Here is a 22,382-nt window from a genome sequence, read left to right as displayed (position 1 = left end):
AATGAGTGAGCTTACGCAAACGGACAAGAATTCTTTGACAGAGGCGCCGCAGGGACGTTCAGCGGAAACGCAGGGACAGGAGGCTGCTTCTGCTCCGGCCAAGCTGAGTGCGATATTCCCGTCTTACGCCAGATATGATCTCAGTCTGGTCAAGGGCAAAGGCAGCTGGGTCTGGGACGATCAGGGCAACAAGTACCTGGACTTCATGTGCGGACTTGCGGTAACGAGCCTGGGCCATGCGCCGGAGAAGGTCGGTGCGAAGCTAAAGGAGCAGATTGATACACTGTGGCATGTCTCGAACCTGTTCCACATTCCGGGACAGGAGCGGGTGGCTACGCTGCTCACCGAGAATAGCTGTGCGGATCAGGTCTTCTTCTGCAACAGCGGAGCGGAAGCGAATGAAGCGGCCATCAAGCTGGCGCGCCGGTATCATCAGAAGGTGCAAGGTGTGGACCGTTATGAAGTCATTACGTTCGAGCAGTCCTTCCATGGACGTACGCTGGCTACACTGACAGCCACTGGACAGGCGAAGGTAAAAGAGGGCTTCCTGCCGCTTCCGGCAGGCTTCAAGACCGTTCCTCTCCATGATCTGGAGGCGCTGAAGGCAGCGATTACGGAGCATACAGCGGCGATCATGCTGGAGATGGTGCTGGCTGAGGGCGGCGTCCTTGAGGTGCAGCAGGAATTCCTGGATGGCGTCGTGGCACTATGCAAGGAGCACGGGCTGCTGCTGATCGTGGATGAAGTGCAGACCGGCATGGGCCGTACGGGCAAATTGTTCGCTCATCAGCATTACGGCATTGAGCCGGACATCTTCACCTTGGCCAAAGGTGTGGCGAGCGGCTTCCCAGCTGGTGTGATGCTCGGCAAAGGCTATCTGCGCGAGGCCTTCAGCCCGGGCAGCCACGCCAGTACCTTCGGCGGCACCCCGCTGGCGGCAGCGGTGATGGAAGCGACCATTGAGACCATGCTCGAAGATAAGCTGCCCGAGCGGGCTGCGGAGATGGGCGAATACTTAAGCGGACAGCTGAGAGCGAAGTTGGCGGACACTTCTTTTGTGAAGGAGATTCGCGGCAAAGGCTTGCTGATCGGCATTGAATGCCAGGAGCCGGTAGCCGAGATCGTTCTCGCCGGACAAAAGCGCGGACTGCTGTTTGTTCAAGCTGGCCCGGATGTGATACGGCTGCTGCCTAATCTGTATGTCAGCACGGCCGAGATTGATCAGGCGGTGGACATCCTATCGGAACTAATTCATACTTATGCTAACAAAGTAAGCGGGGAGGCAAATTCATGAGTCACGGTACACCAGGCGTTACAGACAAGATTTCCGCACAGCTCAAAGGCCGTGATTTATTGGAGCTGAATGATTACAGCCCGGAGGAAATCACGTATTTGATTGACCTCGCGATTGAGCTGAAGCGCAAGCAGAAGAATGGTGAGGTCTACCAGCCGCTGCTGGGGAAGACGATCGGCCTTATTTTTGAGAAATCCTCTACCCGTACACGCGTGTCATTTGAAGTAGGGATGTATCAGCTTGGCGGTCATGCGCTGTTCCTCAGCAAAAATGACATCCAGCTCGGACGTGGCGAGACGGTTGGTGATACGGCCCAGGTCATGTCGCGTTATCTGGACGGTATCATGATCCGTACGTTCGGCCATGATAAAGTGGAAGATTTGGCCCGGTATGCCTCAGTGCCTGTAATCAACGGCCTCAGCGATCTTGCGCATCCCTGCCAGGTGCTGGCGGACTACCAGACCGTATACGAGCACAAGGGCAAGCTGAAGGGCCTGAAGCTGGCATACATCGGCGACGGCAATAATATGGCCCATTCTCTGCTGATCGGCGGCGCGAAGCTGGGTGTGCATGTCTCTATCTCCGGACCTGAGGGCTATGAGCCGGACGAGGCTGTCGTGGCCGAGGCGCGTGAGATCGCCAAGGAGACAGGCTCGGTCATCACGGTGACCCGCAGCCCGCAGGAGGCCGTACAGGACGCTGATGTGATCTATACAGATGTCTGGGCGAGCATGGGCTTCGAGGCCGAGCAGCTGGCGCGTGAAGCAGCGTTCAAGGACTATCAGGTCAACGAAGAGCTGGTGAAAGGCGCGAAGAGTGATTATCTGTTCCTGCACTGCCTGCCGGCCCACCGTGAGGAAGAGGTCAGCACCGGCGTTATCGACGGCCCGAACTCCGTGATCTTCGATCAGGCGGAGAACCGCCTGCATGCGCAGAAGGCGCTTATGGCGGCTTTGATGGGCTAGATCGGCCACACCCAACCCACAGCAAGCGCTGGGTTAAAGTAATAGAATTATATATACACAACACATATATAGGATCAACGGGAACTTAAATAAGAGGGTTGGGAGGATCGGAAGGGAATTTTGGAACTGTAGGAGCGTGAGCATCCGCCTTTGTCTACGGATTTCAACCGCGAAGAGCGGTATAAATCAAGAAATCTGTAGACAACAGCGGCCGGAAGTCCAAATATTCTCTGTAGTGACGTCCAAAACCCGTTTATGATGTTGCAGTTTATCTTATAACCTCCCACACCGAAAGGAAGCTAAACACCCCATGCCAAAAGAAAAAATTGTACTCGCCTATTCCGGCGGGCTGGATACCTCAGTCATTCTGAAATGGCTGAAAGAAACGTATGATGCGGAGATTATTGCTTTTACAGCGGATATTGGTCAAAAAGAGGAATTGGACGGTCTGGAGGAAAAAGCACTAGCAACCGGCGCATCCAAAGTCTACATCGATGATCTGCGCGACGAGTTCGCGAATGACTTCATCTACCCGATGTTCCAGTCGGGCGCACTCTATGAGGGACAATATCTGCTGGGTACCAGCATTGCCCGTCCGCTGATCGCCAAGCGCATGGTGGATATCGCCATCGCCGAAGGCGCTACCGCCATTGCTCACGGAGCTACCGGCAAAGGTAACGACCAGGTGCGTTTTGAACTTAATGCCGCTGCGTTGTCACCGAGCATTAAGGTAATTGCGCCTTGGCGTCTGGAAGAGTTCCGCAACCAGTTCCCGGGCCGTGCCGAGATGATCGCGTACGCCGAAGCCAACGGTATTCCGGTACAAGCCTCAGCGGCTAAGCCGTACTCGATGGACCGCAATCTGCTGCATATCAGCTATGAGAGCGGCGTGCTGGAAGATCCTTGGTTCGATCCAAGCGCACCGGAGAACAAGGAAATGTTCCTGCTCTCGAATGCGCCGGAGGATGCGCCGGACGAGGCGGAATATCTGGAGCTGGACTTCCTCAAAGGTGACTGTGTAGCGCTGAACGGCGAAGCATTATCTCCGCTGCAAGTGATGGAGAAGCTGAATGAGCTGGGCGGCAAGCATGGGATCGGACGCGTGGATATGGTCGAGAACCGTTTTGTCGGCATGAAGAGCCGCGGCGTGTATGAGACTCCGGGCGGAACGATTCTGTTCACCGCTCACCGCAAAATGGAATCGATCACCATGGACCGTGAAGTGATGAACCTGCGTGACAGCCTGATCACCCGTTACAGCACGCTGGTGTATAACGGCTTCTGGTTCGCGCCGGAGCGGATTGCGATGCAGGCCCTGGTGAAGGAGAGCCAGAAGAACGTGACCGGTACGGTACGCGTGAAGCTCTACAAGGGCAACATCATCGGCGCCGGAGTCAAGAGTCCGGTCAGCCTGTACAACCCGGATATCGCCACGATGGAGGCAGACCCTACCCAAGCCTATGACCAGGGCGATGCGACCGGCTTCATCCGTCTGAATGCCTTGCGTCTGAAGGTATCGGCAGGCGTAGCGGAATCCAATAAGTAGCAGCATATAAAAGCGGACACAAGAAGGCCGTTCCTCCCAACCGGACAGGGGCGGCCCTTCTAACGTCCATCGAGGAGGAACAACAGGTGAGCAAGCTGTGGGGCGGACGTTTTACCAAAGGAACGAACAAGCTGGTAGAGGAATATACGGCTTCTATCGAGTTCGATAAAGTGCTGGCAGAAGAGGATGTGCAGGGCAGTCTGGCACATGTCACGATGCTGGGCAAATGCGGAATTCTACCGCAGGAGGATGTCGAGACGATCAAGAATGGGCTCGCGAAGGTGCTGGACAAGGTACGTGCGGGAGAGATCGTGTTCTCGGTTGCCGATGAAGATATCCACATGAATATTGAAAAGAACCTGATCGAAGAGATCGGCCCGGTCGGCGGTAAGCTGCACACCGGCCGCAGCCGTAACGATCAGGTAGCTACGGATATGCACCTCTACTTGCGTAACCGCGTGGTGGAGCTGGTAGCGCTGCTGCATGAGCTGCAGGGTGCGCTGATCGGGCAGGCCAAGGATAACCTGGAGACCATCGTTCCGGGATATACCCACCTGCAGCGGGCACAGCCGATTCTGTTCGCGCATCATCTGCTGGCCTACGTATCGATGTTCCGCCGCGATGCGGAGCGCCTGACGGACAGCTACAAGCGGATTAATGTGCTGCCGCTGGGTGCCGGGGCGCTGGCGGGAACGACGTTCCCGATTGACCGCCACTTCGTGGCCGAGCAGCTTGGCTTCGACGGGGTCTATGAGAACAGTCTGGATGCAGTCAGTGACCGCGACTTCATCGTGGAGTTCCTGGCGAATGCTTCGCTGGTGATGACTCACCTGTCCCGTCTTAGCGAAGAGCTGGTGCTGTGGAGCAGCACCGAATTCAGCTTCGTGGAGCTGGACGATGCCTTCTGCACCGGCAGCAGCATCATGCCGCAGAAGAAGAACCCGGATGTACCGGAGCTGGTACGCGGCAAAACCGGCCGTGTCTACGGCAACCTGATCGGACTCCTGACTGTGCTGAAGTCACTTCCGCTGGCCTATAACAAGGACATGCAGGAAGATAAGGAAGGCATGTTCGATACCGTAGCTACCCTTACAGGGGCTTTGCAGCTGTTCGCACCGATGATCTCCACCATGACGGTGAACAAGGCGCGGATGCGCGAAGCGGTGAATACCGACTTCTCCAACGCGACCGATATCGCCGACTTCCTGGTAGGCAAAGGCCTGCCGTTCCGTCAGGCGCATGAGGTGATCGGCAAGACAGTCCTGTATTGCATCAACGAGGGCAAGTTCCTGCTGGATCTGACGTTGGACGAATTCAAGCAGTTCTCCCCGCTGTTCGACGACCAGATCTATGCGGTGCTCCAGCCCGAGGCTGTTGTGAACGCACGTAATGTCTACGGCGGTACCGCCACGGTTCAGGTGCAGGCCGCCATCGGGCGGGCCGAAGCGGACCTGACGGCTGCGGGTGAATGGGTGAAGCAGCATGGACATGCTGCGGAGTAAGACTAGTAGAGCCTGAAGGCGAAACTAGAGGATAAACGAAAGACTGTCTCTACTCAGCATCGGTTAGATGCGGTAGGACAGTCTTTTTTTGAGCGATAATAAGGTTATATTCTCCGCACCCCAGTAGAAGCTTACGGGAATGATCCGTATCCGCTTACAATCTGGAAGATTCTACTTGCTTAGCGGCAGCCACTTCAGCACATCGCGGATCTTGGTATCCCAATACCCCCACTCATGCTGGCCCGGCCCCTCCTCATAAGTTAGAGACAGCTTGGTCTTGGCGCAGGCCTTACGGAAGACCTGATTGTCCTCATAGAGGAAATCCTCGGTGCCACAGCACTGATAGAGAAGCGGCTTCGGCCCTTTGGAGCGGTTAACTTCCTGAAGCAGCCACAGCAGGTCTTCTGGAGTGCCTGTAATGTCCTTGTCTCCAAAAACCTGCAGATAATCCTTGGATTTCTGCGCTGAATCTTCAAAGTTCAAGTAATTATGCGCCATATCGAGCGCTCCCGACAGACTTGCTGCAGCGGCCCAGTCCTTCGGCTTGCGCAGTCCCAGCTTCATCGCCCCATAACCGCCCATCGACAGCCCTGCTACGAAGTTATCCTCACGTTTTGGAGACAGGGGGAAGAAGGAACGGGCCAGCGCCGGTAATTCCTCACTGATAAACGTCCAATACTGTCCTCCTGCCTTCATATCCGTGTAGAAGCTGCGGTGTACCTGCGGCATAACTACGGCGATACCCATCTCCGCCACATAACGCTCAATCGAAGTCCGGCGGAGCCAGATCGAATCATCATCAGACAGGCCGTGCAGCAGGTACAGGGTGGGGTGTAAGGTCCCTTTGGAGACATTGCTCATTCCGATCTGCGTAGTGGTCTGCTGCGGCAGAATGACAGTCATCGAAGTACTGAGCCCCAGCACCTCCGAATAAAATTTACATTCAATCAAAGCCATTTACGTATCCCCTTTCTGCCCACATGATAGCACAGCCCCCACCTGATATAAATTGTAGATTTCTCCAGATTTATTGTCCGCAAGCATTGCTGCTGCCGGAGGAGAAAGAATATAATGGAAGTAGGTAGAAAGATTCATAGAAATACGCAAGGACACAGGACTGAAGACATGGATGTACTCCGGCCAGAGGGTGAGAGAAGCCGATATTCTGCTGCGTGGGAACTATCCATAATTGAATCCAATAGAGTATAGGGAGCGAACACAATGTCCTGGAAAGACCCATGGAACCGCAGCCGCGAGCGGGGCAAGGAAGCGGGCTTCACCTTGATCGAGGTGCTGGCCTCCATCGTCATTTTGTCGATAGTGTCCCTGGTGCTGACCTCATACTTCACCCACGCGCTATCCTACTCCAAATCCAACCAGAACAAGACGATCATGGTCAATCTGGCGCGGAACGCTTTGTTTTATATGGAGAAGCAGGATTTTCAGAAGCTTGAGCTGTACCTTAAAGGGAAACCTGCTTCAGGAGCAGAACCTGAAATTATAGGTCACCCTGCGATTCAGGCCTCCGGCTGTGTTCCGTTGACAGAGACAACAGTGAGCTGCAGCGTCTACAGTACTGCGGTGAGCGATGTGAACACTTTGGCGAAGGTACTGAATCCTACGATTAATAACATCAGTTATCAGATAGATATTGAATATCAGTCTACTCTGCATACGGGAATGATACATTCATCGGATGCTGTTGAGAAGGCTACTGCTGAGTACCTTTTGCCGGTTCGGGTCAGAGTGCGGGATTCCATTCAGGTTAGAACAAATGCTAAGGAGACCGTTGTGGAGGGATATATTACAGATGAGAAAATTCGTTGATCTTCTCCGCAAAGAACAAGGCTTTACGCTTATAGAGCTCATTGCAGCGTTGTCTTTATTTTCTCTGGTATCCGCACTGGTCTATGGAGTAATGACGTTTGGCGTGCAGAGTTATCAGAGAGTGACTATGGAGAATACGTTGAGGGATGAAAGTGACTTACTGATGTCTGCCATTATTACTGAAATCTATACTTTTGCTCCAAACACTATTTCTTCTGATGAAGTGAATAAGACCATACTTCTGCGCAGAGATAATGTTAGCGGTGGGATCGATGAAGTAGCAATAGGCATATCCGGCGGGCAGTTAGTGATTAATGAGCTTTCAAAAACAGAACCCATATCAACTCCAAATTCCGTAGGTGACGTAACTACTCCAACATCAGCAGATACATATAATACACGGACTTCGACAGATTCAATGTTGGACCCGAATTCTTCAATGAGCTTGGAATGCAGTGCAAATTCAATCCAGCCTTGTGAGAGTGGCCTGCTAAGTATCAAGCTTTCTCTGACTTTAGAACGTGGAGATACCAGACGGCAGCTTGTGGTTGAGAGCAAATTCGGATTCTAGGAGCGGTGGGCAGAAATGGGATTATGGTTTAAGAATAGGAGCAGACCGGCGGAGTGGTTCTCCCGCATGAAGTCAGAAGAAGGCTCTGCACTCGTACTGGTAATGTTTATTGTCCTCCTGCTCACAATTCTCGGATTAGCAGTTCTAGGTGCAACCATTGGAGGAGCCCAAAGAAGTGAAACAAGGGAGAGTGACGTACAGTCCCTGCATCTTGCGCAAAAAGGACTTAATGAAGCTGCGGCCTATATTCAATCCGAGCTGAAGGGATTACAGCTGGAGGATATTGACCCGGAAAGCCTGGGAGTAATTCTTGCGAAGCTGGATGGCAATAAGTCCAGTCTGAAAGTAGCTACAGAATTACAATCTACCAGCAGGGGTTCGGTGGATGGCATCAAGTATGATGATACTAAAGACAAAAAAATCAAAAAACAATCTATCCAATATACGATCAATATCAGCTCCAAGGCTGTGGTCAACGGAGTGGAACGGACACTGAGGCAACAGGTTATTATAGACAGTTATCCAGACTTCCTGAAGTATGTTTTCGGCTCAGAGAAGACTCTAAGGCTGAATGGAGCTCCTGTGCTTAAGGGCAATGTGTATGCCGGAGAGAAGCTGCTGATAACGAATACACCTTGGTACACTTACTTGGGACATAGATATCCTGAAGTCACCTTGGATTTCCCTATCATCATGAGTAATGCGAATGGGTCAGCCCCGGGTGAGGTACATGTTCAAGCAATGAGCAACATCAAGTATAAAGAGAATTTCCAGCCGAAAGAGAGTATCCTGTCAGAAGATCAAGAAGATACGATGACCTCCCTGCCTGAAACAGAGAGCGCAAGGAATGATATATTGGCTAAGATTCTGCATGTGAATCCGGCTAACATCAAAATTAAGGAGGAAAATAAATTTGTCCAAATCAACGTTGAGGAGTCGTTTTTTGATAAGCTGGCTCAGGGGCTGTCCACCTCTAAGGATGATTTTACCCAAAAATCATTAAGAAACAGTATGCGTGGAGAATACAACAAAGGCATTGCAGACTTAAATTCTTGGATTATCGGGCGTTCGGAGGTCACACATATTCAAGGGATGCCGATAGCTCCAGATAAAGTGCTTCCGGATGCCGAGGAAGCTGTCCTTGAGCAGTATCAAAGGGATCTTGAAATATACAATGAGAAACTACAGCAGTTGGAGAACTTGGATTCCACAGTTGTTTTTAACGGAAATTTGCTTGTCGATGGTTTGGATTACAAGAAATTGTTTTACCGGGAGGGACCGTCCAATGAGATTGATCCCAAAAGCGGGAGTATGCCCCGCTGGTTCATCGTTGCCGGGAATTTGGAGATCAATAACTTTAAACCGGATTTTTTACCAGTCCGGGCTAATATATTAGTTACCGGCAATGTTAAGATCAAAGGCAACGTTAAGTTTGATTCGACGTTGCTGGTGTTAGGTGATACAACGGTTGAGGATGCAAATATTCGGGGACTTCAGGGTAATGACCTGGAAACCAAAGAACTGGTCCTGATCTCCAAAGGGAAAGTGCTTATCAACCGCCTGCACGCCTTTGCTGTGAACGAACCAAGTGCAGAGGAAACGATGGAAGCTTTCTTTTATACAGACTCCAGTGGTGAATTGTATGGCGTGGGCTCTATGTTCCACCTGATCGGCGGTTTTTTTGCTAAAGATGATCTGACTGTCCATGCAGTGAAAGGTAATGTTATGGAGCCTCTTCCAAGCAATGCTGGCAGGCTAATCATTAACCAAGCGGCAGCTCCAGAGCGTTTTGTGATAGATTATAAACCGGATATCTATGAGAATCAGCAATCCAGCTTACCCAGAGTGCAAACCGTCAATGTAAATGTCGGACCTATGCAACTGGTAAATTGACGTTATACATCATTAAAAGGAGCCTTTTCGCGGCATTATCCACTGCGCCCAAAGGCTCCTTTTAATATTGTAATTTAGTTTCCTTAGTAACGGTCATCCGTATCAAGAGGATATACTTTGACAAGTATAGTTGTTTTGATCAGGGGGTTGTTAGCATACTGCACAGTTACAAGTGTACTTCCGCTTTTGTGTGCATGAATTATCCCCCGATTGTCTGCAGTAACAGGAGTTTGGAAGGAGGCAATTCCAGAGAAAGTACTTGTCCAATCCAATTGATCCCGAACATCATTTAGAGTAATCTCTCTTGGCGAGAACCAGAGAAGCTGGTCCAGATGTCTGGTTTCGCCAACGTTCATCTCCACGATAGTGCCGGTAAACTGGATATCCGTAAGAACCAGAGGTTCGATCTTAATTTTCTTAATCCTAGTAATGTCTCCTGCTGTGACTGAAACAGTGACAGTATCCTTTGCTTTGATGCCAGTTAAAATATACTTAGTGTCATTCGTATCGTCTGGGGCTTTGGTTAAGCTTGCATATTGAGCACCATCTCCAACTAAGCTCCAATGGATATCGAAGGCATCATCTGCGTTATCAGGAGCGAAGTCCTTTAGACTCATCTCTATGAATTTACCAACAAAAACACTGTCAGCACTATCGATTATAAAGTCTCTTAAAGGATTGGTGATGGCAATGGTCTTGATGGCCGGGGAGCCAGCCGTATTACTATTGCTGTATGCAGTTACTGTGATAGTATAAATCCCACTCTGCGGTGCATTAAAGGTTCCCGTAGGTGAAGTTGGACCACTCGTTGTCAGGTATTGATTAACGTTGTTGCCATTCCCATCTGTGATTGTCCACTTATAGGTTATATCCGTCTCAACTGGATTGCTGGTGTATACAGCATTCAAATGAATTGGGGTATTGGCGGTTCCTGAAGTATCTCCGGTAAGCTCAATGGTACGTATAGGCTCAGGCGGGATAGGGGCTGTTACAGTAATCCTGGCTATATTGCTGACAACCTTGCTTCCATCTTGAACTGAAGCCAGAATCTCTGCTTCGCCCGGCGCAATTGCTTGGATCATACCGTCGCTTATGAATTTAATGAAATCTTTGCCGCTTACGATAGTCCACTGAAGAGTCCGGTCCTTCGCATCTACATCGTCAGGCAGAATAGTTGTGATTGACGGGAGCGATAACTTTTGATCAACCAGTATATATTCATCGTGTACCACAATTGAAGTAATCTCAATAATCACTTCCAGATTAACAGCTAAAAACTTCATAGTCACAGTTGTTGGAACAGGTGTAGCTGTCGGCATCACGGTTGGCGTGGCACTAGCAGTAGGTACTGGTGTAACTGTTACTGTAGCTGCAGGTGTAGCAGTCGCTGTAGGGACTGCGGTTGGTGCTGTGGTTGCGGCAGGCATTTCAGGCAAATTTCCATTAAAGGGATTTACACCACCGATATCAATTCCTCCACCAATAGGTTGCAGTTTTTTAGCAATTATTGTTCCATTATAAGTTCCTGTTAATGAGAGTGTTGCTAAAGGAGCCAAAATCGACTGATCTATAGCATAATATTGCGAAACAAGAGTTTCAGCTTCATAAAAGTTGAAGATAATGTGATCGTTGGCAACATTCTCGTGGTTAATAGAGCCGTTACCAAAGCTTGCTGATTTGCCTGATATATTAATAACTACTGTAGAACCGGCTGGTGCATTTATGTTCACAGCACTGATAGATTTAGAGCTATCCTTGAGAGTAACATTAAAAATATTTAGATTTGGGTCTGTTCCGTTAAGAGTAAAGTCATTTCTGCCGTTTGCTAAGACGGAGGTAACATTAGTGCCTGGTAAATGGCCCAAATAGCTAGAGAGATTCTTTAAATGCTGGTTAACTTGGGCAAATGGCAGTGATGTATCAAGGAAAACCTTATTTTTGTAGGCTTCTGCAATAGCAATTACTTTGCCTCCGTAATACGCTTTGCCTCGCATACTTCCGTTATTAGATGACCAGTTTATGTTACCGCCGACTACAAGAGTTGCTCCTGATTCACTTTCAGGTAAATTTCCACCCAAGGTCAGATTTGGAGTTGTAAAATTACCACCCGCTGCTGTACGTGCTTTATTCTGAAAAGAAGTAGATGAATAATCAATATCCTCCAGGATATACACTGAATAATCCTTAGCAACCCCCAGAGCCGAAATAGGCGCTGTAGAACCCGGGAACACCGGAGGTGCTACAGTTGGAACAGGAGCCGGAGTAGGTGTCGGAGTCGGTGTTGCTGCAACAGTAGGAGCCGCTGTAGGTACTGCCGTAGGTACAGATTCTGCGGGGGCATGGATATCCTCGAACATAATGCTGGAGTTATCCAGTATATATTTCTCCGCTGCCTTAGGTTTGAAGCTTAGGGTGAATTTATATATAAGCGGGTCAGACGTACTGTGAGGATTAACCGGCTTATAGTACTGCTTACCATCGATTGTTGTTAACTGAAAAGTGATATTCTCAAAAGTTCCTTTTATAGTGTAACCTTCACTGAGATTTCCGGTCTTTGTGAACCCTTGCGGTAGTGATTCTCCCTCAAATTCAAGATTTGGAGCGAATTTTTCATCATAGCGCAAGCCGGAAATTAACAGGTTGTTTTTCCCTTGGTATTGAGGTTGAACATCCTCTAGCCTTAAAGTTTTTGGAGCAATGCTATAATCTATTGTTACCAGCTTGTCCCGACCTATTTTGGTGGCGGATTGGCTTCTGTTTATGGATAAAGAGGACTCCACCTTTGAGACAGTCAATGGGATTATAACTGGTGAAGCGGAAGCGCCTTGGTCATCTTGTGCTGTGATCATGATTTCAATATTGCCACTCTCGCTAAGCGGGTTCTTGAAGGTCTGAGTAATGGTTTCTTCAGATCCTACACGCCGGTTGTGGATCATATAGTCCGGGCTGGTCAATTCTGTTCCGTTCACGATGAACTTCAGATTAGTGGTCAGAGTGCGGTCCTTCAAATCGAGATCGGCTACCGAATAGCTTACAGTCAGCTTATCTTGATAGGACGGAATAACGGTTCCTTCAATAGGTGAATATGCAGTGATGCTGGGAGCGTGGTTAGCACCCATAAATGCTCTGTACATCGTGTTAACAAAAAGCTTCTGTTCCCACTCCGGGAACACAGACTCGCTACTCGAAAGATTAGAGCCAAACAGATGGCCGGTTCCTGAATAGGTTACGTTTCCTTTGGAATAGGTGTAGTAATGGTTCCAACTGTCATCGGGAGTCCGTTTGGTTGCATCACCTGATTCGCTGATGGTGTTGTACCAGGGAACAACTGTCCGGTCTTCCAGATCCAGAGTGAAGTACTGATTGTGGGTCTTGGCTACTTTGGGTTCACCAATATTGTTCTGGGTACCGCTGCCAGTCTGTTGACTCAGATAAAAAGGGTACTGCATAAGCAATCCGTCATTAACCGGCGTTACTTTTTTTGATGGATTAAGTGCATTATGACCAAGGTTAACAACAGGATCTTTCTGGCCTGTAATCTCTTTGAAATTGTCTACCCAAGTATTACCTCCATACAGATTGATGACTGTATCATGTGTGAACATTGCGCTCTGCTTGGATTCATTAATGAATTCCTTTACTGCTGTGATAGATAAGGGTTTCATTATTGTCTTCGAGTAATATTCATCCCGGAATCCGAACAATAGCATATCATATACGCCATTAAGGCCATATTCACGTGTATTTGCAAAGGTGCTTTCAATATAATAATTGAATTCATCTATATTCATGACAGTAATATCCAGCTTGTAATCCTCGTTGCTTAAAAAATCCTGATTCATGTTTATTGATTTTTTTAGACTGCTCTCATGAATTGGAGTTGTACTGGAACCTGGAGGTGTAATCTGCAGGACTCGTATAACGGTCTTCTCATTCCGGTAACGGATGCTTCCGCGTTCATAGCTTTTTAGCTGCGCAAAGCTGGTAGGGTCACTAATCTCAAGCTTCCAGTACAACAGTCCTGAGAATGTCCGTGGGAGAATGTACTCCAGCGTACTATTTGCTTTATTCACTTTGACAGATGCAACAACCTGCTGCTCGCCCATGGCAATAGACTTATCAAGGTTAATGTACAGCTTGGCGGTCATAGGATGATTCGCAAGATCAGTCGTGTTGCTGACATTGAAGTTGAACTTCAATTTGTCTCCGGGAGCATATATCTTACCTCCTGTAGAAGCTGGAACATAATTGCGGATCTCGTCACTGTTCGTGATTTGCAGTTGGGGGCGTTGTTTCAGCTTGGAGCTGTCAGTCTTCAATCTATTGAAAAAATCTTTAATTCCGGAATCAGTCAAAAAGAGAACGTTACTCTTCGAAGCTGAGGTTCTGCGCAAGGGATTGAATGCTTCGTAAAGGATTCCTTGTCTGGCTTCAGGCTTCTCTTGATCTAAGAAAGTCTGTTCATGAAAAATCACATACAAGCCCTTCATAATAAAGAGCTTATTGATATCATCTACACGAAGACGCGTAATATCATTCTGAATTAACGAGGTGTTCATAGCTGCGGAGCGCACGGAGACATCTTTATCCTTGAGGTTTCCCAAGGTTACTGGACTATAGGTACCTTTACCTATAAATATACCGTCATACTGCCCATCCAGATCATCGCGTAAAGCGACAAAACGTTTCATACTCATAGTTACAACTGTGAAATCTGGAAACTCGGTCTTGAAGGAGGTTAACTGGCTTGTACCATCTTCCGTGATTTCAAGCAGGCGCACCGGATAACTGTTCTGATCAGCGTCAATCCTTGATACCATACTCCAGATGACAGCAAACAAGATTAAGGTCAACGGAAGGATAAGCATAAGCAGCAGTCTTTTTCTTTTCAAGACCTCCATCGTGATCTCTCCCCAATAATTATTAATAACACAAAATTTGTCATATAAACTTCTATTTTGCCGTATGAGATCGTAGTTTTAGGCGGGTTTTCATTGTAAAATTATCCATTCTATGCTATATACATTCTAGGACATATTTAGTAGATAGGCAATTAAAAGATGTGCATAAAAACCTATAAAATTGAGACTAATTAACTATAAAATTTGAAATATTTTATGAAAACTATGATTTTTATGCGTTGCTGATTACCAAATGATTGGCTTATACCTGGTTGGAAAATACAGTGCTCTGGAGTGAAACAGATATGGCTATCATGAAGAAGAGGCTGGGAGATTTACTCGTTGAAAACGGGATTATCTCTCAAGAACAGCTTGAAGAAGCGCTGGTAGAGCAACGCAAAACCAAACGAAAGCTGGGGGATCTGCTAATAACCCAAGGCTATATTACAGAGCAACAGCTCATAGAGGTACTTGAGTTCCAGTTAGGTATCCCCCACGTAAGCCTGTTCAAATATCAGATTGATCCGGCAATTACGCAGATCATCCCCGAGAGTATGGCCAAGCGCTACCAAGTGCTTCCTTTCATGAAGGAAGGCAGCAAACTGATGGTGGCAATGGCAGATCCCTTGGACTACTTCGCTATTGAAGATTTGCGCATGAGTACAGGATTCCGGATTGAGCCGGCAATCTCCAGCCGTGATGAGTTGACTAGAGCGATAGCCCGTCACTACGGAATGCGGGACTCTATGAGTCAGATGATGGTCGAGCTTCCAACCCAGGAAGAGATAGAAGAAACAGAGATTACGGATGAGGATTCACCGATTGTGCGGCTGGTTAACCAGATGATTCAGCAGGCAGTGTCATTGCGGGCTTCAGATATTCATGTGGACCCTGGTGAGAATAATCTCTCCATCCGTTACCGGATTGACGGGACTTTACGGACAGAGCGGATCATTCCCAAGCAAATGCAGGGCTTCATCACCGCCAGACTGAAGATTATGGCCCGATTGAATATAGCAGAACGGCGCTTGCCCCAGGATGGCCGCATTAAAATGCAATTTGACTACAAGATGGTCGATATACGTGTATCTTCGCTGCCTACCATGCATGGTGAGAAGATTGTACTGCGTCTCTTGGACCTAAGTACTGGAGTTAAGTCTGTAGATACCTTGGGCTTCAGTGACGTTAATGCCGATGCCTTCAGGGATATGATCAGCAAGCCTTACGGTATACTCCTGATTACCGGTCCAACCGGCAGCGGGAAATCAACCACCTTATATTCCGCCCTGAGCCAATTGAATACTGAGAATGCGAATATTATTACGATTGAAGATCCGGTGGAATATCAGCTAGAAGGCGTGAATCAGGTGCATGTGAATCCGGCGATCGGCTTAACCTTTGCCGCAGGCTTACGCTCCATTCTTCGTCAGGACCCGAATATTGTAATGGTAGGAGAGATTCGGGACACTGAAACTGCAGAGATTGCTGTACGTGCTTCACTTACAGGACATCTGGTGTTGTCCACATTACATACTAATGATGCCATTAGCACAATTTCCAGATTGCGTGACATGGGCGTTGAGCCCTACTTGATTGCATCCTCGCTGCTCGGGGTAGTCGCTCAGCGGCTGGTACGCAAAATCTGCCCGGATTGCAAAGAGGAGCATAAACCGACAGAGCAGGAGTCGATAATGCTTAGGCGCTATGGCCTGCCTGTTGAGGTCATCTATCGCGGCCGAGGCTGCGGTAACTGCAACAACACAGGATACCGCGGACGGATTGCCATTCATGAGGTACTGACCATTAATGATCATCTGCGGCAGCTTATCACAGATTCTGCATCCATAGAGCAGCTTCGGGCAGCCGGTAGAGAGCAGGGCATGATCGAGTTAGTAGAGGACGGATTTGTCAAAGTATCCAAAGGAATTACAACCTTACAGGAAGTCATGCGTGAGACGGTATCGCATTAGATAGGGGGAGTACAAATGCCATTATTGAAACGTGATATTGTTCAACTTCTGCATATGGCCTATACCTCCAAAGCCTCAGATCTGCATATATCCGTAGGTTCTCCGCCAGTAATTCGGATAGACGGAGCGCTGCATTTAATGGATGGGGAGAATGTTGCGCCTGAAGAATCTGTTAGTATGGCGGAAACCTTACTTGGGAGCGGCAAAACTGTAATTTTCCATAGCGTTGGGGAAATGGATTTCTCATATCCGTTGGACAATGGGGTGCGGTATCGGGTTAACGTGTATAAGCAAAGAGGGGAGGTCAGCATAGCGGCGCGGGCAATTCCTGTAGAGATTCCGACGCTTGAACAATTATCATTGCCTTCTGTACTTTCCAGTCTTGCTATGAAACCGCAGGGGCTGATATTAGTAACGGGGCCAACCGGCAGCGGGAAGTCCTCCACACTTGCTGCCATGTTGAATTATATCAATACGACAGAGCGTAAGCATATCGTGACGCTTGAGGACCCTATAGAATTTATACATTCTCATGGCACATGCTTAATTGATCAGCGTGAGGTGGGAAGTGATACCGGCAGCTTTGCCAGCGGATTACGTGCTGCGCTTCGGCAGGACCCGGATGTAATTCTGGTAGGTGAGATGCGGGATCTGGAGACGATGTCGGCAGCAGTTACGGCTGCGGAGACCGGCCATCTGGTGATGGCTACGCTGCATACTACGGATGCCCCGCAGACGGTTGACCGGATTATCGATACTTTTCCAGGCCACCAGCAAGGTCAGATTCGTTCCCAGTTAGCTTCAGTGTTGCTGGCGGTTCTCTCACAGCGTCTTTTCCCGAGGGCGGGTGGCCGGGGCAGATTGTGCGCAACAGAGCTGATGATTAATACGCCAGCTGTAGCGAACCTGATTCGTACTGATAAGACACACCAGCTCAAAAATGTAATGCAAACCGGGCGGTCACTCGGTATGCATACGCTTGAGATGAATATTCGTGAACAACTGCAGTATGGACTTATTAATCCGGAATCTGCTAAAGCCTATCTAACGGAGGTGGGCAGCTGATGCCGCAATTCGAATATCAAGTGAAGACGCATGCGGGCAAGCAACTGAAGGGGAAGCTCACGGCAACGGACAAGGCCATAGCGATGGAGGAGCTTCGTAAGCGCGGTCTGACTGTATTCTCGCTCGTAGAACGCAAAACCACTATTCTGTCTATGGAAATATACATAGGAAATCCGGTCAAGACTATCCATTTCATTATCTATTGCCGCCAGTTCGCCACACTGATGCGTGCCGGTGTTTCTATTGTGGATGCTACACGAATATTGGCTGAACAGACAGAGAGTAAGCCTCTGCGTAAAGCTTTGATGGATGTGAACTCCAGTCTGTTAAGAGGAACAGCATTCTCACAGGCAATTCAGGATCACAAGAAGATCTTTCCGCCACTCTTTGTCAGCATGATTCGTGCAGGTGAGGAGACCGGTGATCTGGAAGGAACGCTTGAACGGTTGGCGGTCTATTTCGAGAAACAGCACACAACCACCGAGAAAATCAAATCAGCACTTACCTATCCTATTACCGTTGGAGTTATGGCTATTGCAGCAGTAGTGTACCTTCTCTGGGCGATTGTACCTCAGTTCGTCAGTATGTTTGAGTCAATGAATGCCGAGCTTCCTGCGATTACCAAAATGGTATTGGCACTTAGTAGAAGCATTCAAGGCCAGTGGTATATTTGGTTGCTTGCAATAGTACTGCTCATTACTGTCTATCAGGTAGTCAAACGGACGGAACGCGGAGCCTATGCGCTTGATTATGCCAAGCTCAAGATTCCCGTATTCGGCAAGCTGAATCAAAAAGGCTCCATTGCACAATTCACACGCACTTTCTCATCCCTATATGCCAGCTCGGTGCCTATTCTTCAATCCTTGTCGATTGTTGAAGAAGTTGCTGGGAATAAAGTGATTGGCGGATATATTCGTAAGGCCAGTGATTCTCTTCGTCAAGGTAAGCCGTTATCGGACCCCTTGAAGAAGGCCTGGGTCTTTCCACCGCTCGTTACACAGATGATTGCCATTGGTGAAGAGACGGGGGCACTGGATCAGATGCTCGCCAAGGTGGCTGATTTCTACGAGATGGATGTAGAGAATACAGTGGACCGGCTGAAATCGCTGCTGGAGCCGCTGCTTATTGCTTTTTTGGCAGGAGTGGTAGGAATTATAGTAGCTTCTATTATGCTTCCTATGTTCAGTATCTATAGCAATATTTAATTGGAATGTCCTGAATGATTTGAGAGGGGTGACGCCGGTCAAATAGCAGAGGATCGGTTCTGCTCAAGGAATTACACCACTATCGAGGGGGAGTTAACATGTTGGCACAAGCGCTAAAAAAGAGATTGGGTAAGGCGGTTAAAGAGGAAAAAGGCTTTACACTGATTGAACTTCTGGCGGTAATTGTGATTATGGGGATTATAGCAGTTATAGCTATTCCAATGATTAGCGGTCTTATCAAGAATACAGGTGACAAGGCTGATCTGGCAACGGCTCGACAGATATATGAAGCCTCGCGTATGTATATTACTACTGAGCTGGATGGGAAAGTAGAGAATCTATCTATTGATGTTATAGGTAGCGCTCCAACCGACACAACAGCAGGCACAGGGCTTCAGGGATTGAAATATTTGGAAAATCCACTGGTATTACCTAGTACTAAGGCGAACATAGTGACAGGTTCAACTATTAATTATACAGGCGGAAAGTTAGCAAACAACTCCTCTGGATTTGCGGTTCGTATAACAGACGGAACCGTAACAAAAGATTTTACTGCAGATCAAGTATTAAAAACTAAATTAAAATAATTGGATTTATATTAAGGAATCGGAATTCCCGATTCCTTTTTTAAAATTCACCAGACAGGAACCGTTGAACCATGACGATTATTGTAGCCAGTTACATCACGCTGATCGGCCTGATTCTGGGCTCTTTTTATAATGTGGTAGCCTTGCGTATACCGGCAGGTGAATCGCTGCTGCGGCCGCCCTCACACTGTCCAAGCTGCAACACACAGCTAAGATCAAGGGATCTGATACCTGTACTAAGTTATGTGCTGAACAGAGGGAGATGCCGTTACTGCGGGAGCAGGATCTCACCGTTATATATGCTTGGTGAGGCGATGACAGGCTTGCTGTTTCTATGGATTCACTTCCAATTCGGTCTGACGGGCAAGGGGATTGTTGGATACTTATTGGTAAGTCTAGCTATTATTGTTACAGTGTCTGATCTTAAGTTTATGTTGATTCCCGACAAGGTATTGCTGTTTTTTCTCCCGATACTCGCTACAGCAGTGCTGCGCTTTCCCGAGGGTCCGCTAATCTCCCATCTGCTGGGAGCAGCCGCAGGCGGTGGTATTCTGTTGTTGTTAGTCTTGTTCGGCGGAATGGGGATGGGGGATGCGAAGCTGATGGCATTGCTCGGTCTGGTGCTGGGATTCCCTAATACGATCCTGGCCTTTCTGCTTGCTTGTATGTTAGGAACTGTGGTTGGGGGCACTTTGCTATTTACGGGCAGAATCAAGCGCAAGCAGCATATTCCCTTTGGCCCGTGGCTGGCAGCAGGGGCGCTGCTTGCCTTCGCATACGGCTCACATCTTATCAGCGGTTATCTTGCGCTCATTCGTTAGGAGGAACTACATAGCATGATTGGATTAAGGCACAGAGCAGCAGGGATCTCCATTGAGCAGACTGGAATCCGTTATATAAGTTTCAAAGCCAACAAGCAGATTCATAAAAAGCGGTTCATCCCCCTGCTCCCAGGAATGATTGTAGAGAATCAGATCGCGGATAGGGAGGCTCTGCTGGACCGGTTGAAGCAATGGGTCAAACAAAAGGGGATGCGTGGCAGCGCCGTTGATGTTTCGATCCCTCCATCGCAAATGATTGTCCGCAAGATGATGATTCCGAGTACGGGCGAGAAGCAGATCGAACAGCTTGTGAAGTTGGAGGTTGAAACTGGGCTACATCTTCCGTTCGAGAACCCGGTGTATGATTATGTCATCACCGAACAGGATGAGAGCCAGAGCCAATTGATTATTTTTGCCGCACCGCGTAAGGTAGTTCAGGATTATGTGGATGTTCTGGAGGATGCCGGATTGCGGGTGAGGACGGTAGAAGTAACGGCCACTGCGCTTGCCCGAAGTATTGTAGCGGGGTATGGACATGAGTTCAGTGAGACGATGCTGATTCACCTGGAGCAATCTTTGCTGGATATCTATATGTTCCGTAGTGGTCATCCTGTATTTATGAGAACCATAGATCTGATCGATCTGTCGCAAGAGAAGCATGTGAATCTACAAGAGAACATACCATTTCTTGCAGCAGCGGAGATTGCAGCAACGGCACAAGAACACCTCACTACGGAGCAAGTCGTTGAAATTACAGCGGAAATCTCCCGGATGCTCAGCTTCTATCAATACAGTCTGCATGACGGCTCGACGCGAATCTCAGAGATCCTGATTACCGGCTCTCCAGAGATGCGTGTACAGTTACAGGAGGAGCTTCAAGCCGCACTTCAAGAGATGGCTATTGCCCCTATTGCCGTTAACCAATTCTCACAAGGCGCGAAGCCGGACAGCACTCTTAATGACTACAGAACCGCTGCCGGAGCAGCTCTGCGTGACAGTAAGATACGGAGCATTAACCTGTTACCCCGCGAAGACCGTGAGACGATTATATTTCCTTATATCGCTATCTCTTTAGCAGCAATATGGATTCTGGGTTTGGTTGGTTCGGGCGTATTGTATGCCTCTGTTCAAGGAGAATATGCAGAGCGGGGCGAACAGATATTAGCTTATCAGGATCAGAATGCCATGCTCCAGACGGAATTAGCCGGACTTAACGGCCGTAACTCTTCAGGAGGTGGGCTTGACCGTGCGGTTATCATTGAAGCCATGTCTGCCAGCCGTGTAGATGCTGCTGCTGTTCTGGATGAATTAGAGGCAAGTCTTCCTTATGGCGGAGTCATCAGAGATATTAAATATTCGTACCATAGCGAGATTATTCTGTCGGTGAATTTCACGGCAATGGAGCATAGTACAGTCTACTTAACTGCATTACGTCAGATGTCTTTCTCCAAAGGGGCTTCCATTCAGAAGCTGACAGAAGGCACTGAGAATTCCGGTAACTCTGTTGCTAAATATACCGCAGCCTTCAGGGTGAACATGGCACCTGTAGTGGAGCAAAGTGCTCAGGCCCAGAGTCCGTCAGAAGGAGGGGAGGACAGCAGTGGAGCAAATTAATAAATACCGTTCAGCCATTGTGCTGGCATTGCTAGTCCTGTTCCTGATTCTCTTTGGCTTCTATATGTTCGCCATACGCCCGGTAAAAAACGATATAGCTATGCAAGACAATGAGTTCTCATTGCTGGAGCAGGAGAAGGGAATTCTTACAAATAAGATTAACGAGCTTAAGAGTGAAGAGCAGGGAACAGATTCAAGTGAGGATACTCTACTGGCAGGAATTCCTCAAGGAGATGACAGCGAAGCGCTAATCCTGGCCTTACAGCGGATTGGAACCAGTTCACATGCCAGACTGAAGGATATCGGATTCTCGCAGACAGAATCTAATGAAATTAGCCCCTGGACCGGGATCATCCCCGAGGCAGCGGGCAGCTTGAGAGAGATCAAAATGGCTGCTATTGTACAAGGGAGTTATGCAGAGATTAAGGAATGGTTGAAGCAGCTTCATGACCTGCCGCGTATTCTTGCTGTAGACTCCTTCTCCTTCCAACAACCCTACGAGTTCCCTACTCGGATGAAACCGGGCAGTATCCTAACGGCAAATGTGTCCTTTACTGCATACTTTGAAGCAACAGTACCTAAGTCTAGTAATTAGGCTGTTTCCTTCGCACCTCCACCAAC

Annotated in this window: 16 protein-coding genes; 14 read left to right on the top strand and 2 right to left on the bottom strand. The window is 48.4% G+C overall.

Annotated features, from left to right (window positions below):
* The first annotated feature begins 1 nt into the window (after position 1).
* From NST43_RS28385 to argH, 4 genes are all read left to right on the top strand, one after another.
* On the top strand, positions 2-1,294 hold the full coding sequence (locus NST43_RS28385) for an aspartate aminotransferase family protein (RefSeq protein ID WP_339220703.1): 1,293 nt from the start codon (positions 2-4) through the stop codon (positions 1,292-1,294).
* Entirely contained in the window at positions 1,291-2,259 is a 969-nt protein-coding gene (argF, locus tag NST43_RS28380) for an ornithine carbamoyltransferase (RefSeq protein WP_339220701.1), read from the top strand. Before NST43_RS28385 ends, argF begins: the two co-directional genes overlap by 4 nt.
* 310 nt (positions 2,260-2,569) lie before the next feature.
* Positions 2,570-3,805, top strand: a complete 1,236-nt coding sequence (locus tag NST43_RS28375; RefSeq protein WP_036694693.1) for an argininosuccinate synthase — start codon at positions 2,570-2,572, stop codon at positions 3,803-3,805.
* Positions 3,806-3,891: 86 nt separating this feature from the next.
* The gene (gene argH / locus NST43_RS28370) at positions 3,892-5,307 is read left to right on the top strand and encodes an argininosuccinate lyase (RefSeq protein WP_339220699.1); all 1,416 of its coding nucleotides are present in this window, start codon (positions 3,892-3,894) and stop codon (positions 5,305-5,307) included.
* A gap of 171 nt (positions 5,308-5,478) precedes the next feature.
* Here the strand turns inward: argH and NST43_RS28365 are convergent, their stop codons facing one another.
* The gene (locus NST43_RS28365) at positions 5,479-6,264 is read right to left on the bottom strand and encodes an alpha/beta hydrolase family protein (protein WP_339220697.1); all 786 of its coding nucleotides are present in this window, start codon (positions 6,262-6,264) and stop codon (positions 5,479-5,481) included.
* Between the two features lie 264 nt (positions 6,265-6,528).
* On the opposite strand from NST43_RS28365, the gene NST43_RS28360 reads away from it, so the two are divergent.
* From NST43_RS28360 to NST43_RS28350, 3 genes are all read left to right on the top strand, one after another.
* On the top strand, positions 6,529-7,134 hold the full coding sequence (locus NST43_RS28360) for a prepilin-type N-terminal cleavage/methylation domain-containing protein (RefSeq protein ID WP_339220696.1): 606 nt from the start codon (positions 6,529-6,531) through the stop codon (positions 7,132-7,134).
* A complete protein-coding gene (locus NST43_RS28355) occupies positions 7,118-7,705 on the top strand; it encodes a prepilin-type N-terminal cleavage/methylation domain-containing protein (RefSeq protein WP_339220694.1) in 588 nt (195 codons plus the stop codon). The genes NST43_RS28360 and NST43_RS28355 overlap by 17 nt, the downstream gene beginning before the upstream one ends.
* A 66-nt stretch (positions 7,706-7,771) precedes the next feature.
* Positions 7,772-9,598 carry a hypothetical protein gene (locus tag NST43_RS28350; protein ID WP_339220693.1) on the top strand — a complete coding sequence of 609 codons (1,827 nt, stop codon included), beginning with the start codon at positions 7,772-7,774 and terminating at the stop codon, positions 9,596-9,598.
* 83 nt (positions 9,599-9,681) lie between these two features.
* Here NST43_RS28350 and NST43_RS28345 read toward each other — a convergent pair whose 3' ends face one another.
* Positions 9,682-14,499 carry a DUF5057 domain-containing protein gene (locus NST43_RS28345; RefSeq protein WP_339220691.1) on the bottom strand — a complete coding sequence of 1,606 codons (4,818 nt, stop codon included), beginning with the start codon at positions 14,497-14,499 and terminating at the stop codon, positions 9,682-9,684.
* 305 nt (positions 14,500-14,804) lie between these two features.
* On the opposite strand from NST43_RS28345, the gene NST43_RS28340 reads away from it, so the two are divergent.
* The 7 genes from NST43_RS28340 to pilO all read left to right on the top strand — a co-directional run bounded on the left by NST43_RS28340 (position 14,805) and on the right by pilO (position 22,356).
* Positions 14,805-16,469 carry an ATPase, T2SS/T4P/T4SS family gene (locus tag NST43_RS28340; protein WP_339220690.1) on the top strand — a complete coding sequence of 555 codons (1,665 nt, stop codon included), beginning with the start codon at positions 14,805-14,807 and terminating at the stop codon, positions 16,467-16,469.
* Between the two features lie 15 nt (positions 16,470-16,484).
* Entirely contained in the window at positions 16,485-17,534 is a 1,050-nt protein-coding gene (locus NST43_RS28335) for a type IV pilus twitching motility protein PilT (protein WP_339220688.1), read from the top strand.
* Entirely contained in the window at positions 17,534-18,739 is a 1,206-nt protein-coding gene (locus NST43_RS28330) for a type II secretion system F family protein (RefSeq protein WP_339220687.1), read from the top strand. Before NST43_RS28335 ends, NST43_RS28330 begins: the two co-directional genes overlap by 1 nt.
* Positions 18,740-18,837: 98 nt before the next feature.
* Positions 18,838-19,326 carry a type II secretion system protein gene (locus NST43_RS28325; protein ID WP_339220686.1) on the top strand — a complete coding sequence of 163 codons (489 nt, stop codon included), beginning with the start codon at positions 18,838-18,840 and terminating at the stop codon, positions 19,324-19,326.
* 71 nt (positions 19,327-19,397) lie between these two features.
* Complete coding sequence (locus tag NST43_RS28320; protein WP_339220684.1) at positions 19,398-20,147, top strand: prepilin peptidase; 750 nt, start codon at positions 19,398-19,400, stop codon at positions 20,145-20,147.
* A gap of 15 nt (positions 20,148-20,162) precedes the next feature.
* Entirely contained in the window at positions 20,163-21,761 is a 1,599-nt protein-coding gene (pilM, locus tag NST43_RS28315; RefSeq protein ID WP_339220682.1) for a pilus assembly protein PilM, read from the top strand.
* Positions 21,748-22,356, top strand: a complete 609-nt coding sequence (gene pilO / locus NST43_RS28310; protein WP_339220680.1) for a type 4a pilus biogenesis protein PilO — start codon at positions 21,748-21,750, stop codon at positions 22,354-22,356. The genes pilM and pilO overlap by 14 nt, the downstream gene beginning before the upstream one ends.
* Positions 22,357-22,382 lie beyond the last annotated feature (26 nt).

The organism is Paenibacillus sp. FSL H8-0332 (assembly GCF_037963835.1).
Taxonomy (GTDB): Bacteria; Bacillota; Bacilli; order Paenibacillales; family Paenibacillaceae; genus Paenibacillus_AQ; species Paenibacillus_AQ rhizoplanae.
Note: the sequence above shows the minus strand (reverse complement) of the source record. Positions and strands in the feature narration are given on the sequence as shown.